The following is a 13797-nucleotide window of genomic DNA, read 5'->3' as shown; positions in this document are numbered from 1 at the left end:
CGATGGCCTGTCACTCACAGGCCGACTTCGCATGCCCCGTCGAGAATCGTTCCCTCGGTCCGGGTGAGAGCCCGGCTGGAGCCGGTTCGGGGCATCAGGGCGACAGCCGCAGGCTGCCGCGTCAACCGAGAACAGCGCCCGGACGGGCGCCCCGACCTGGAGGACAATCACATGTCCACCCCCGTCGTCACCATGCGACAGCTGCTCGAGAGCGGCGTTCACTTCGGTCACCAGACTCGTCGCTGGAACCCGAAGATGAAGCGCTTCATCTTCACCGAGCGCAACGGCATCTACATCATCGACCTGCAGAAGTCGCTGGCCTTCATCGACCGGGCCTACGACTTCGTCAAGGAGACCGTCGCGCACGGCGGCACGATCATGTTCATCGGCACGAAGAAGCAGGCCCAGGAGGCCATCGCCGAGCAGGCGGCGCGTGTCGGCATGCCGTATGTCAACCAGCGCTGGCTGGGTGGCATGCTCACCAACTTCTCCACCGTGCACAAGAGGCTTCAGCGTCTGAAGGAGCTCGAGGAGCTCGACTTCGACAACGTCGCCGCGTCGGGGCTCACCAAGAAGGAGCTCCTCATGCGCCGTCGTGAGAAGGAGAAGCTGGAGCGCACCCTCGGCGGTATCCGCGACATGTCCCGCGTTCCCAGTGCGGTGTGGGTCGTCGACACCAAGAAGGAGCACATCGGGATCAGCGAGGCCCGCAAGCTGAACATCCCGGTCGTCGCGATCCTCGACACCAACTGCGACCCGGACGAGGTCGACTACCCGATCCCGGGTAACGACGACGCCATCCGCGCCGTCGGCCTGCTGACCCGCGTCGTCGCCGACGCCGTCGCCGCCGGCCTCATGGCCCGCGCCGGCGCCAACCGCGGCGACGACAAGCCGGCCGTCGCCGGTGGCGCCGAGCCGCTCGCCGAGTGGGAGCAGGAGCTCCTCGCCGGTGGCGAGGCCGCTCCGGCCGCCGAGGCTCCCGCCGCCGAGGCCGAGGCCGAGGCTCCCGCCGAAGCCGAGACCGCCGAGGCTGTGGCCCCGGCCGCCGAGGCCGAGGTCGAGGCTCCGGTCGCCGAGAACGACGCCGAGGCTGAGGTCCCGGCCGAGGGCACCGAGAAGCAGGCCTAGGCCCTTCCGTACGGCCCAGCCGTACGACCCGCAAGACCCTTCCGGGTGGGTGCGCTCAGACGAGCGCACCCACCCGATCCACCCAGCCACCTGATCTCATGCCGACTTCTGAGATCAGTGATGATCCCCGCGAGGAAAAGACAATGGCTTCCGTGAACATGGCCGACGTCAAGCGGCTTCGTGAGCTGACCGCCGCCGGCATGATGGACTGCAAGAAGGCTCTTGAGGAGTCCGAGGGCGACTTCGACCGCGCCGTCGAGCTCCTGCGTCTCAAGGGCGCCAAGGACGTCGGCAAGCGTGAGGCTCGCACCGCCTCCAACGGCCTGGTCGCCCTGAAGCAGGACGGCGACTCCGCCGCCGCGCTGCTCGAGCTCAACTGCGAGACCGACTTCGTCGCCAAGGGCGAGCGCTTCCAGGAGCTGGCCGCCCAGGTCGTCGAGCACATCCTGGACAGCAAGCCGGCCGACGTGCCCGCTCTGCTTGAGTCCGTCCTCGACGGCAAGTCCGTCAAGGAGCACCTGGACGAGGCCAACGCCGCGCTCGGCGAGAAGATCGAGATCCGCCGTTTCGCGGTGCTCGAGGGCGGCTTCATCGGCTCCTACATGCACAAGACCGACCCGCAGCTTCCGCCGGCGGTCGGCGTGCTCGTGCAGCTCGACGCCGCCAATGCCCAGGTCGCCAAGGACATCGCGCAGCACGCCGCCGCGATGGCTCCGAAGTACCTCAACCCGGATGCGGTCCCCGCCGACGTCATCGAGAAGGAGCGCGCGCTCTTCGAGGAGATGACCCGCGAGGAGGGCAAGCCCGAGGCCGCCATCGGCAAGATCGTCGATGGTCGCATCAACGGCTGGTACAAGGACTTCACCCTGCTTGAGCAGGCCTTCGTGAAGGACAACAAGAAGTCCATCGCGAAGTTCGCCGACGAGAACGGCGTCAAGGTCGAGGCCTTCGTCCGTTTCAAGGTCGGCCAGGCTTAATCTTGACCCAGCTTCTCTCAGCAGCAGGGCACTAAACGAGGAGGCCGCCGCCGTGTCGGAGAACTCAGAACCCGCTACGCCGGCGGTTTCGTCGTATTCGGGCCCGCTCCGTTGGAAGCGGGTCATGTTGAAGCTGTCGGGCGAGGCGTTCGCCGGCAGAGAGCCGCTGGGCATCGACCCCGTGGTCGTCGGTCACCTGGCCGACTCGATCGCCGAGGCCGTCCGCAAGGGCGTGCAGGTCGCGGTCGTGGTCGGCGGGGGCAACATGTTCCGTGGCGCCGCTCTGTCCGAGCGCGGCATGGACCGCGCCCGGGCCGACTACATGGGCATGCTCGGCACAGTGATCAACTGTCTGGCCCTTCAGGACTTCCTGGAGAAGCGGGGCATCGAGACCCGCGTCCAGACGGCCATCACCATGCAGCAGGTCGCGGAGCCCTTCCTGCCCCGCCGCGCCATCCGCCACCTGGAGAAGGGGCGCGTGGTCATCTTCGGGGCCGGGCTCGGTTCGCCGTTCTTCTCCACCGACACCTGCGCCGCGCAGCGCGCGCTGGAGATCGGTGCCGAGGCGCTGCTCAAGGGCACCCAGGTGGACGGCGTCTACGACTCCGACCCCAGGAAGAACCCCGACGCCGTCCGGTTCGACCACCTCGAATATGGTGAGGTGCTGACCCGCGGTCTCGGTGTCATGGATGCCACCGCCATCAGCCTGTGCATGGACAACGGCCTGCCCATCGTGGTCTTCGACCTCATGGGTGAGGGCAACATCCTGCGGGCGGTGCACGGTGAGAAGATCGGCACGCTGGTGAGTCCGGCAGGGAAATAGGGAGCGAACCTGACGTAGCGGGCGGAGTGGTACGCGACGTAGGAGCGTTCCGCGAAGCGCGTGAACAATGGTGAGTGACCGAGAAGACAGGGAGCCGCTGTGATCGACGATACCCTCCTCGAAGCCGAGGAAAAGATGGACAAGGCAGTGTCGGTGGCGAAGGACGACTTCGCCGGTATCCGCACGGGCCGCGTCACCCCGTCGATGTTCAACAAGATCAGCGCTGAGTACTACGGGACGCCCACTCCCATTCAGCAACTGGCCTCGTTCCACGTCCCCGAGGCTCGCATGGTCATCATCCAGCCCTTCGACAAGGGCTCGATGGCCGCGATCGAGAAGGCGATCCGCAACTCCGACCTCGGCGTCAACCCCGGCAACGACGGCCAGGTCATCCGTGTGGCCTTCCCGGAGCTGTCGGAGGAGCGCCGCAAGGAGTACATCAAGGTCGCCCGGAACAAGGCGGAGCAGTCCAGGGTCTCCATCCGCAACATCCGCCGCAACGCCAAGGAGACCCTCGACAAGATGGTCAAGGACAGCGAGGCGGGCGAGGACGAGGTGCGTCGTGCGGAGAAGGAGCTCGACGACCTCACCCAGAAGCACGTAGCCAAGATCGATGAGCTGCTCAAGCACAAGGAAGCCGAGCTGCTCGAAGTCTGAGCCCCCTCATCCTTGTCTCGCGCGGGAGGCCCGCGCGGGACAAGGATTTTGTGCATGAGAGTAGGACCCCTTGGAATCTGCGGCGGGCGGTAGCCGTACCGGCCGGAATCTTCCCGTCGCGATCGCGGTGGGTGCCGGTCTGGGAGCTCTGGCCATCGGCTCCCTCTATTTCGTCGAAGAGCTCTTCCTGGCCGTGGTGATCGCGGCGGTGGGCGTCGGCGTGACCGAACTGGTCAGGTCGTTCGCCGCCCGGGACATCACCGTCCCGCTGATCCCGGTCCTGGCCGGGATGGCCGCCATGGTGGTGGGCGCCTACTACGGCGGTCCCGCCTGGCTGGTCGGTGTCTTCGCGATGACGGTGCTCGTGCTGATGATGTGGCGGATGTTCCAGGGCACCGAGGGCTACGTCCGCGACACGACCGCGACCATCCTGGTCACGGTCTACCCTTCGTTGCTCGCCGCTTTTGTGGCATTGCTGCTCGCGCATCCGCTCGACGGCCCCGACCGGGTGGTCGTCTTCATCGCCACCACGGTCGCGAGTGACATAGGCGGATATTTCGCAGGAATTTCCCTGGGCAAGCACAAGATGTCCCCGCTGATCAGCCCGAAGAAGACCTGGGAGGGCTTCGCCGGGTCCGCGCTGGCGTGCATGGCCGTGGGCGGCTGGCTGGTGGCGTGGCGGCTGGAGGACGACGTCTGGAAGGGCGTGCTGATCGGTGCCGTCGTGGTGGTCTTCGCCACCCTCGGCGACCTCGTCGAGTCGGTGATCAAGCGGGACCTCGGCGTCAAGGACATGGGCAGCCTGCTGCCCGGCCACGGCGGTCTGATGGACCGGCTCGACTCCCTCGTCGCCGCGCTGATCCCGGTCTGGGTGCTGCTCACCCTGCTCGTCTGACGCCTCATCCCGGCCGGGTGAGCCGGTCGGCCGACAGCCGGGGGAGCAGCGTCCGGTAGCCGTTCTCCGCGACCAGGCGCAGCTCGCCGGCGGTGATCGGGACCAGCCAGAGCCACTGCACGGCGTCCCCGCCGAAGGTGAAGCCCGACAGGTCCGGCAGGCCGGGCAGCCCGGTCAGCATGATGACGCCGCTGTAGGCGGAGCCGAGCGGGAACGTCTCCGGCCGGTGATACCACTTCGCGGTGTGACCGTGCCCCAGCCAGGTGACCGAATGCCAGGGGTACTGGCCCAGCCACAGGAACAGCCGTGCCGCGTCCCGCGCGTCACCGGGGGTGGCGACGGCGAGCTCCACCCGGGCGTAGGCGTCCGGCCGGTCGATGTACTGCTCCACGGTGGGCATCCGCTGGCAGCTCATCCCCACCGTGGACAGGATCGTGTGCTCCCGCTCCCCTTCCGGCGGCCGTTCGGTGATGCCGACCGTGGGCAGCCGGTCGCCGCCCGCGTCCCAGAACCGGCCCGCCGTCCCGGCCGCCCGGTCCAGGTGGCCCATTATGAACTGCTGGAACGAGGCCCAGGCGCCGTCGCCGCCCCGCCAGTCCCAGTAGGCGCGGGCCTTCGCCAGGCGGGGAGCCAGCCCCTCGTGGGCCTCCTCCAGCGACCAGGCGAACGGCGACTCGCCCACCGCGTCACGGGAGTAGCCCGGCATACCCCTGCCCATGTCCGCCCAGCCAGGAATGACCGCGAGCAGTTCGTCGTTCTCGTACAGGGCGACGCCGTCGCCCTCCTCGAACCACAGCGGTCGCAGCGTGCCCAGCGGAGGCCGGCCGTCGGGGTGCCGGGTGTTCGCCCGGGGCGCGGCCGGAGGCAGTTCGGAGGTCAGGCGTCTGCGATCGATCGCCTCCGGGGCCGCGCCGTGGTTGGCCAGCCATACCGCTCCGTGAACCATGCCTCCGGGCCCGCACAGGTAAGCTACCGAGGAGGTCTCGTCGCGTTCGACCACCAGGGTGCGGCTCCCGTAGGGGCTGATGTCGGTGAGCACGACCTCGACGCCGTCTCCCCGCTCGCCTGAGGGGCGGATTGTCGCCATACCTCCGGACTCTAGATCAGAGTCGAGTACCGCTTCGAGTAACCGTCGAGAGAAGGCGTTGGACTTGTCGACTGTCAGCCCGCCCGGGGCCCCCGCACCCGGCCAGCTCACCTTCGTGGCGCCCCGCAGGGCGAAGCCCGCGCGCCACCTGGCCGACCTGACCATGACCGAGCGCCGGGCGGTCGTCGCCGAGCTGGGTGAGAAGCCGTTCCGCGCCGACCAGCTCTCCCGGCACTACTTCGAGAAGCTCAACGGCGATCCCGAGCTCATGACGGACCTGCCGGCCACGGCCAGGGAGAAGTTCGCCGCCGCGCTGTTCCCCAAGCTGCTGACCTCGGTCCGGGAGATGACGACCGACGGCGGCACCACCCGCAAGACCCTGTGGCGGCTGTTCGACGGCGCGCTGGTCGAGTCGGTCCTCATGCGTTACAGCGACCGCACCACCATGTGCGTGTCCTCCCAGGCGGGCTGCGGTATGAACTGCCCGTTCTGCGCCACCGGCCAGGCCGGTCTGACCCGCAACATGACCACCGCAGAGATCGTCGAGCAGGTCGTCGCCGGTGCGCGGGCCCTGGCCGCCGGGGAGGTCCCCGGCGGCCCCGGACGGGTCAGCAACGTGGTCTTCATGGGCATGGGCGAGCCGCTGGCCAACTACAAGGCCGTGATCGGAGCCGTGCGCCGGATGGTCGAGCCCTCGCCGGACGGCCTGGGCATCTCCGCCCGGGGCGTCACGGTCTCCACCGTCGGTCTGGTCCCCGCGATCGGCAAGCTCGCCGCCGAGGGCCTGCCGGTGACGCTGGCGCTCTCCCTGCACGCGCCCGACGACGAGCTCCGCGACACCCTGGTGCCGATCAACACCCGCTGGAAGGTCGCCGAGGTCCTCGACGCGGCCTGGAACTACGCGGCCACGACCAAGCGCCGGGTCTCCATCGAGTACGCGTTGATCAAGGACATCAACGACCAGGAATGGCGGGCCGACCTGCTCGGCAAGCTCATCAAGAACAAGCTGGTGCACGTCAACCTGATCCCGCTCAACCCCACTCCCGGCTCGAAGTGGACGGCCTCCCGTCCCGAGGACGAGCGGGCCTTCGTCCGCCGTCTGGAGTTCCACGGCGTCCCGGTGACCGTCCGCGACACCCGGGGCCGCGAGATCGACGGCGCCTGCGGCCAGCTCGCCGCCGCCGAGTAGCCCTCCCGCCCGCCGTACGGAGGCCGTACGGCGGGCGAAGAACCTCTACGGCGTCAGTCGGGAACGGGGTATCGCCCCGCTGAGGTTGCATCACGCGACCTAAACGTCAGCAGCACAGCGACTAATCTGTCAGCAACCCGGCGACCATTCTGTCAGTCGACTACCGACTGTGCCATCCTGAACCAATGGTCAGCAGCGCACAGACTCCTCTCGGCAAGGTTCTGCCGCGGCGCGCCGAAACAGCCGTGGAAGAGGCTCTATCCGACACACGCGTGACTCTCGTCACGGGAGCCCGCCAGTGTGGCAAGAGCACCCTGGTCCGGCTTCTGGCCAAGGGACGTGCGGGGGAGTGGCGTAATCTCGACGCTCCGGCAGCCCGCCAGGCCGCGATCGCGGATCCCGCCGGCTTCGTGGCGTTCCCCGAACTCATGGTGATCGACGAGATCCAGCGCGCCCCCGAACTGCTTCTCGCCATCAAGGAGCAGGTGGACTCCGATCCGAGACCGGGTCGCTACCTTCTGACCGGTTCGGCCCGGATACTCGGGCTCCGAGTCCTTCCGGATGCGCTGCCCGGCCGGATGGAGACCATCGAGCTGTGGCCGTTCTCGCAGGGCGAGATCGACGGCGCGGCCGATGGGTTCATGGACGCGATCTTCGCCGAAGGCGAGAACCTCCACCACACGTCGGCGGTCAGCCGCGCCGAGTATGCGGAGCGGATCGTCCGAGGTGGGTTTCCCGAGGCGGTCGCGCGGACCAACGTCCGCAGAAGGGAGCGATTTCTTGACTCGTATGTCGCGGATCTCATCGCACGTGACGTGAGCCAGTTGGCGGAGATCGAGCGGACAGCGGAGATGCGGGCTCTGATCCGGCTGCTGGCTGCCCGGTCGGGCCAGTTGCTGGTTGCCGCGTCCCTGGGCAATGGGATCGGGCTTTCTGCGAGCACGGTGCATCGTTACCTGAGCCTTCTGGAAGAGGTGTTCCTGATCAAGCGGATCCCCGCTTGGTCACGTAACCTCAGTAGCCGCGCGGTCGGAACGCCCAAGGTCGCCTTCGTCGATTCGGGAATCGCGGCGAACCTTCTAGGCGCGGACTCCAGGAGTCTGCTCCGTCCCGACGGCGCCTTCGGCCCGCTCCTGGAGGGCTTCGTCCTCATGGAACTGGCTCGCCAGCTCACCTGGTCCGACGAACGCGTGGAACTGTTCCACTACCGCACAAAGGACAAGGTCGAGGTCGACGCCGTTCTGGAGAACCGCCAGGGTCGGGTGGTCGGCGTCGAGGTGAAGGCATCGTCGACGGTACGACCGGATGATTTCCGAGGGCTACGACATCTCGCCGACCGTCTCGGTGACGACTTCGCGGTGGGGGTGGTCCTTTACACCGGGACACATACGCTCCCGTTCGGGGAGCGTATGCGCGCGATGCCGGTGAGCGCTCTCTGGGAGGTGGCCGCGCCTCGTTAGAGGTGTTCTGGTGCTGCGGCCGGCCGGCGGGGCATTGGACCCGGTCGGCATGCGGCGGGCCGTTCCTCCCCGCGCTCGGGAGTGTCTTCGACCGGGGGCGCGAGACCACCTTCGCAGCTACCGGTGCCTGTCTGACCCGCGCTGTTCCCGGACTACTCGGCTCCGTCGACGCGTTGGCAGCAACCTAGGTCACCTGCGGTAGGACCGCAACCAGGTTTGACCGGACCGCCCTGGCCGGCTTCGACGACGGTCGCTGTGCCGATGGCCGGACCGGTGCGGAGAAGGACATGCCGGCCAGGGCGGCGGGTGGCGCGGCGACCGGCCAGGGCGGCGGCGAGCTTTTCCCGACGGATGGCCGTCAGGGATGCATCTACGGGGATCTGAAGCCGCTGATGATCTCCGTACGGGCTGTCCTTGCCCGGTCGGCCAGTTCGGAACGGCGGAGAGCGAGTTCTGCCACCTCGTCCTGCAGTCTGTAGAGGTCGGGCGCATCCATCCTGTGCGTTCTGGCGATGGCGAGCCCCTCGTCCACATGGCGTTGCGCGTCGTCCAGATGCGTGGCCGTGTGCCTGCCGAGCTGTGCTTCGACCCCCTTCAACTGCGTCGCCTGCTCGTAGAGGCGGATACTGGTCATTTCATCCAGATAAAAGTTGTTGGCCAAGGGCTTGGAGCTTGACTTGAGGTATGCCATGTGACCGGGGTGGATCTCCCCGCGGGCGTATGCGGCGTCAACGTTGGTTTTGACGGATGTCCTGGCGTTGCGTATATCCGATTCGGCGCTGCGCAGCCGCTTTCCGGCCCGATCTATGCTCTCCGTGGCCCGGCCTGCCGAGATCTTGGCTTTTACGGTCCTGGTCTCTATGATCTTGGCGCGCTCCGCGGCCTTGGCGCGCTCTGCCACGGTGCGCTGCCACTGTGTCGACATCAGCCGCTGTTCCGCCGTCAGCTGCTGGCCGACCCGCTGCTTGGCCGTCGTTCCGCGCACCAGGTCCGCCAGGCGGGTGAAGAGTCGGCCGACGGACTGCATGGCGGCCCGGATCCAGCCCTGCACCCGGTGAGCGAACGGCCGCAGCCGCAGTGCGAGCATCGCCCGTCCCTGCGGAGTGAGAGCGGCGAGCCCGGCCAGCCCGGCCAGTCCGGCGAGCAGTCCTCCGGCCCACTTGACCACCGTCGTCGCGATCTGTGAAACGCTCGCGGCCACCGAGACGTGCTGCGTCTGAGCGGTGGTCCGTGACAGCAGGCCGGCTTTTCCCGCCACGTGCTCGTCGAGCGCGTCATTGGCGATGCCGGCGTTCCCCGCGCCGAGCCGGTGCGCGCGGGCGCCGTCGTCGCCGAGCGATCTCCGCGAGCCCGCCGCCGACTCCAGCGCGCCGGCCTGCCGTTCAAGCTCGGTGGTGTCCGGCGGCCGCGGAACGCCCAGCACATCGAAACCGATCGAATCAAGTCCAGCCGTCATGGTCAGCCCTCGCCCCTGTTCGCCGCCTCAGCCTGCGCGTTCCGGGCCGCCATCAGGGCCTGGCCGTCTCCGACCCCGCCCCACTCAGCGGTCAACTCCTCGGAGCCACCGCACAGCGCGCCGATGAATTCCTGATAGGGGCCGGCGAACTCCGGATAGGGCAGCGGATTTCCGTCGCCCATCTGTGCTCGGAGGCTCTGATGGGACTGCTGTTGCTCGTCTGTCAACGTACGGAATCTCTGGCCGGATGCCTGCCGACCATCCACATCCCACGCGATCTCATCGTTTGTCACGACATATCACCTTTCCTCCAGGCGGCGAAGCGTCTCGTCGAGGCTCGCCGTCAATCGGGCGAAATCGTGGGCGGCCTGAGCCTCCATGTCGTCCAGGCGGCGCATGAACTCCTCCGGGAGGACGCCCTCCTCGGGGGACGCGGTGGGCTCGTCCATCCGCTCCAGCCGATCCTGCTGCGCCGCCCGTACGGCGGAGACGATATGGTCCGCCAGGTCCTGGGACCCGAAACGCATCGCCCGCGCGTCCAGCCGCAGCCTGGCCAGCAGGCCGTCCTCGCTCACGACGGCGCCCACCAATCCCCCGGCGGCCTCTCCGGTGCCGGTGAGCTCGCCACCTTCGGGTGTCGCGGTCACGTCATCACTCCAGCCTCACATGCCACTTTCGACGCACCAGAATCAAAGGTATTAAATCGCCATATCTATCCGCCGACCATCGGTATGGCGACATATTGATCATGCGAGGTCCGGGGACACGCCGATGGCCTGACCCGTGCGGAGAAGGACGCGCCGGCCAAGGCGCCGGCGAGCGTTTCCCGACGGATGGCCGTCAGACCGGGTACACGTCCTGGATCTTGAAGGGGCCGTTGATGTCCATACGGGTGGTCCACGCCCTGTCGACCAGTTCGGAACGGCGGAAGGCCAGGTCTGCCACCTCACGCTGCAGATTGTGGAGATCGGACGCATCCACTCCGGTCCGCCTGGCGATGTCGAGCCCCTCGTTCACATGGCGTTGCGCGTCGGTCAGATGCGTGGCCGGGTGCCTGCCGAGCCGTGCTTCGACCTGCGCCAACCGCGACGCCTGCTGGGAGAGGTGCATCCTGTCCAGGTCATCCAGCCAAGGGTGGTTGGCCCATCCCTCGCGGCCTGCCTGGAGCCGTGCCCGGGTGGCGGCGTCGATCTCCCCGCGAGCGTATGCGGCGTCGGCCCTGGCGTTGACGGTGTTCCTGGCATTGCGCAGAGACGATTCGGCGCTGTTCAGCTGGCCTTCGGCCCTACCCATGCTCGCAGTGGCCTGGTTCGTCGAGATCCTGGCGCGTACGGCCTTGGTCTGTATGGCCCTGGTGCGCTCCGCCACGGTGCGCTGCCACTGTGCGGACATCAGTCGTTGTTCCGCTGTCAGCTGCTGGCCGATCCGCTGCCTGGCCGTCGTTCCGCGCACCAGGTCCGCCAGGCGGGTGAAGAGCCGGCCGACGGACTGCATGGCGGCCCGGATCCACCCCTGCACCCGGTGAGCGAACGGCCGCAGCCGCAGCACCAGCATCGCCCGTCCCTGCGGGGTGAGAGCGGCGAGCCCGGCGAGTCCGGCCAGTCCGGCGAGCAGTCCTCCGGCCCACTTGACCACGGTCGTCGCGATCTGTGAAACGCTCGCCGCCACCGAGACGTGCTGCGTCTGAGCGGTGGTCCGTGACAGCAGGCCGGCTTTTCCCGTCACGTGCTCGTCCAGCGCGTCATTGGCGATGCCGGCGTTCCCCGCGCCGAGCCGGTGGGCGCGGGCGCCGTCGTCACCGAGCGATCTCCGCGAGCCCGCCGCCGACTCCAGCACGCCGGCCTGCCGCTCAAGCTCGGTGGTGTCCGGCGGCAGCGGAACGCCCAGCACACCGAAACCGATCGAATCAAGCCCCGCCGTCATGGTCAGCCCCCACCCCCACATGCCGCTTTTGATGCACCAGAATCAAAGGTATTAAATCGTCACGTCTCGCCGCTGACCATCGGTGCGGAGACATATTGATCATGCGAGGTCCGGGGACACGCCGGGGCCGGCCGTTCCCTCGTCGAAGTTCTCGGAAGCGGGCGGCGGGGCCTCAGGCCGTCCCGGACGGACGGCCCCCGGGCACCGGCTCGGCCGATGCCCGGCCGTTCAGGGGCGGGTACGGCGCAGCCGTACGTAGGCGGCCACTCCGGCGACGCTCCAGAAGAGCGTCGCGGCGGCGAGCGTGGGCAGGGCCTCGCCGAGCGCGCCGTCGTTCGCCGCGCGCATCCACGGCATGATCGGCACCGTGAAACGGCCCACCGGGGTGAGGCTGATCAGCAGCAGGGCCAGGTAGCCGCCGAACAGGACCAGCATCGAGACGGCGGGGGAGGGCAGGATCGGCCTGCTGGTCAGCGTGCCCAGCGCCGTCCCGGCGATCAGACCGAGCAGGTGCAGCGCGATGCCCTGTGCCAGGTCGCCGGGGGACGGCACGGCGGCGAAGCCGATGCCCAGCGGCAGCACGATCGCGATCGTCGCCATCCCGAGGTTGACGGCGAGCGCGGCGAGCAGCCCGGCGCAGACCTCCCGGCCGGGCCTGCCGGCCGCCGTCATAGAGATCAGCCGCTGCGTCGCCGGCTCGGTGTCGAGCAGTCCCCGGGCGGCCCAGGCGAAGACGACGACGAGCAGCCCGGCCGAGTCGGCATAGGAGGACAGCTCGCTGCCCGGCGGGACCGCCGAGGAGTAGAAGACGGCCAGCATCGCGAACAGCCCGATCAGCGGCTGGAAAAGCCGGTGCGACCGGGCGTAGGCGGCCAGCTTGAAGCGGACGAGGGCGGTCATCGGCCCCTCCCGGGCATGTGCCGCGTGCCGGTGCGCCGCGGGGAGATCATCGGCGCGCTCCGGCCGGGTGCCGGTGCACCCAGGTGGGAGGCTTCTCGGAGCCGGAGCCGGAGCCGGAGCCGGAGCCGCGGGTGTCCGGGGGAGTGCCTCCGGCCGTCACGAGGCCCGCCTGGTGGTGTAGCCGTCGGCGCGGAGTTTCTGTTCGACCTCGTCGGCCTCGGCGGCGTCCACGAGCACCTCGATGACCGCCTGTCGCGGACGCTCGCCGGTCTGGGCGGTGACCGCGCCGGCGGCGACCAGCCAGTGGTCGGCTCCGGGGAAGTTCTGGAGCTGGTTCTGGTGGTCGCTGACCACGACCGTCCCGCCGCCCGCGGCGATCTCGCCGATGATGACGGGGAGCTCGATGCGGGTCTGCTCGTCCAGCCCGGCGAAGGGCTCGTCCAGGATCAGCAGGCCGGGTGGGGCCAGCAGCGACTGGATCAGCCCGACCTTCTGGGCGCTGCCCTTGGACAGGTCGCCGACCGGCTGGTCCATCAGGTGGGTGGCGTTCAGCCGTACGGCCAGCTCGTCGGCTGCGGTGGGGGAGGCGCGCCGGACCCTGGTCATGTGGGTCAGGTAGTCGGTGACGGTGAACGGCTGGTCCACGGGGAAGACATCGGGGGCGTAGCCGACGACGCGGGGCCGGTCGGTGACCGTGCCCCGGGACGGGGGGATGATCCCGGCGAGCAGGCGCAGCAGGGTGGACTTGCCCGCGCCGTTGCGGCCGGTGACCTCGATGACGGAACCCGGACGGAGCATGAGCTCGACGTCCCGCAGGATCCAGGGGCCGCGGCGTGAGTATCGGAAAGACACCTGGGAAAGCCGCATAGGTCGTCACCCTATCGCGATCACTCGCTTTACCGGCCGTGTCCGATCAGAATGGGGACACTGAAAACGGGACGAGAAGGGATCCGGGGTTGAATCGTTTTCCACGGGTGCTGGGAGTGCGTGCCGGATATGACCCCGACCAGGTCGATGCCCTGATCCGTCGGATCGAGGGCACCCTCGGCCGGGGTTCCCTGGAGGGGGAGCCGATCACCGCTGACGAGATCCGCGACGCCCGGTTCCGTACGAAACTCGGCGGCTACCACGAGATGGCCGTGGACTTCGCGCTGGAGGCCTTCATCGTGGCGGTCGAGACCCGGCCGGCCGAGAGCCACAGACGGGTGCCGCCTCGCCCGCGGCCGAGGCGAGAGCGACCGCCCGCGCCCGCCGAGGAGGGTGCGGGGTCCGCAGAGCCCCATGCGTCCGCCGGAGGGGGCG

14 protein-coding genes and 1 pseudogene are annotated in these 13797 nt (G+C 68.6%); 8 read left to right on the top strand and 7 right to left on the bottom strand.

Annotated elements, in window-relative coordinates; all coding sequences use genetic code 11:
• The first annotated feature begins 171 nt into the window (after positions 1 to 171).
• The 5 genes from rpsB (at position 172) to BM085_RS04965 (ending at position 4480) form a co-directional block, all read left to right on the top strand.
• Complete coding sequence (gene rpsB, locus BM085_RS04985) at positions 172 to 1128, top strand: 30S ribosomal protein S2 (protein WP_093885853.1); 957 nt, start codon at positions 172 to 174, stop codon at positions 1126 to 1128.
• Between the two features lie 143 nt (positions 1129 to 1271).
• The gene (tsf, locus tag BM085_RS04980) at positions 1272 to 2105 is read left to right on the top strand and encodes a translation elongation factor Ts (RefSeq protein WP_093885852.1); all 834 of its coding nucleotides are present in this window, start codon (positions 1272 to 1274) and stop codon (positions 2103 to 2105) included.
• 124 nt (positions 2106 to 2229) lie between these two features.
• Positions 2230 to 2928 (top strand): UMP kinase, encoded by a 699-nt coding sequence (pyrH, locus tag BM085_RS04975; protein ID WP_218158617.1) that lies wholly within the window; start codon positions 2230 to 2232, stop codon positions 2926 to 2928.
• Positions 2929 to 3027: 99 nt separating this feature from the next.
• The gene (frr, locus tag BM085_RS04970) at positions 3028 to 3585 is read left to right on the top strand and encodes a ribosome recycling factor (RefSeq protein WP_093885850.1); all 558 of its coding nucleotides are present in this window, start codon (positions 3028 to 3030) and stop codon (positions 3583 to 3585) included.
• Between the two features lie 70 nt (positions 3586 to 3655).
• The gene (locus BM085_RS04965; protein ID WP_245789131.1) at positions 3656 to 4480 is read left to right on the top strand and encodes a phosphatidate cytidylyltransferase; all 825 of its coding nucleotides are present in this window, start codon (positions 3656 to 3658) and stop codon (positions 4478 to 4480) included.
• 4 nt (positions 4481 to 4484) lie between these two features.
• Here the strand turns inward: BM085_RS04965 and BM085_RS04960 are convergent, their stop codons facing one another.
• Positions 4485 to 5567 (bottom strand): suppressor of fused domain protein, encoded by a 1083-nt coding sequence (locus tag BM085_RS04960; RefSeq protein WP_093885848.1) that lies wholly within the window; start codon positions 5565 to 5567, stop codon positions 4485 to 4487.
• Between the two features lie 64 nt (positions 5568 to 5631).
• Here BM085_RS04960 and rlmN point away from each other — a divergent pair, with 64 nt between their 5' ends.
• Positions 5632 to 6756, top strand: a complete 1125-nt coding sequence (gene rlmN / locus BM085_RS04955; RefSeq protein WP_093886143.1) for a dual-specificity RNA methyltransferase RlmN — start codon at positions 5632 to 5634, stop codon at positions 6754 to 6756.
• Positions 6757 to 6941: 185 nt separating this feature from the next.
• Entirely contained in the window at positions 6942 to 8216 is a 1275-nt protein-coding gene (locus tag BM085_RS04950; RefSeq protein ID WP_093885847.1) for an ATP-binding protein, read from the top strand.
• A gap of 370 nt (positions 8217 to 8586) precedes the next feature.
• On the opposite strand, the gene BM085_RS04945 is transcribed toward BM085_RS04950, so the two are convergent.
• From BM085_RS04945 to BM085_RS04920, 6 genes are all read right to left on the bottom strand, one after another.
• A complete protein-coding gene (locus BM085_RS04945; protein WP_143120808.1) occupies positions 8587 to 9672 on the bottom strand; it encodes a hypothetical protein in 1086 nt (361 codons plus the stop codon).
• Between the two features lie 2 nt (positions 9673 to 9674).
• Positions 9675 to 9965: a hypothetical protein gene (locus BM085_RS42700; RefSeq protein WP_143120807.1), complete on the bottom strand. Its 291-nt coding sequence runs from the start codon at positions 9963 to 9965 to the stop codon at positions 9675 to 9677.
• 6 nt (positions 9966 to 9971) lie between these two features.
• Positions 9972 to 10319 carry a YbaB/EbfC family nucleoid-associated protein gene (locus tag BM085_RS04935; RefSeq protein WP_093885844.1) on the bottom strand — a complete coding sequence of 116 codons (348 nt, stop codon included), beginning with the start codon at positions 10317 to 10319 and terminating at the stop codon, positions 9972 to 9974.
• 193 nt (positions 10320 to 10512) lie between these two features.
• Positions 10513 to 11616: a hypothetical protein gene (locus BM085_RS04930; protein ID WP_093885843.1), complete on the bottom strand. Its 1104-nt coding sequence runs from the start codon at positions 11614 to 11616 to the stop codon at positions 10513 to 10515.
• Positions 11617 to 11823: 207 nt separating this feature from the next.
• A complete protein-coding gene (locus tag BM085_RS04925) occupies positions 11824 to 12495 on the bottom strand; it encodes a hypothetical protein (protein ID WP_093885842.1) in 672 nt (223 codons plus the stop codon).
• Between the two features lie 156 nt (positions 12496 to 12651).
• On the bottom strand, positions 12652 to 13347 hold the full coding sequence (locus tag BM085_RS04920; protein WP_245789130.1) for an ABC transporter ATP-binding protein: 696 nt from the start codon (positions 13345 to 13347) through the stop codon (positions 12652 to 12654).
• 53 nt (positions 13348 to 13400) lie between these two features.
• Between BM085_RS04920 and BM085_RS47325 the strand changes: the two are divergent.
• Positions 13401 to 13640, top strand: a pseudogene (locus BM085_RS47325) (DivIVA domain-containing protein); the annotation flags it as partial.
• Positions 13641 to 13797 lie beyond the last annotated feature (157 nt).

It is taken from the genome of Streptosporangium canum, assembly GCF_900113865.1.
Taxonomy (GTDB): Bacteria; Actinomycetota; Actinomycetes; order Streptosporangiales; family Streptosporangiaceae; genus Streptosporangium; species Streptosporangium canum.
The sequence above is the reverse complement of the archived record's forward strand: the minus strand, read 5'-3'. Positions and strand labels throughout refer to the sequence as shown.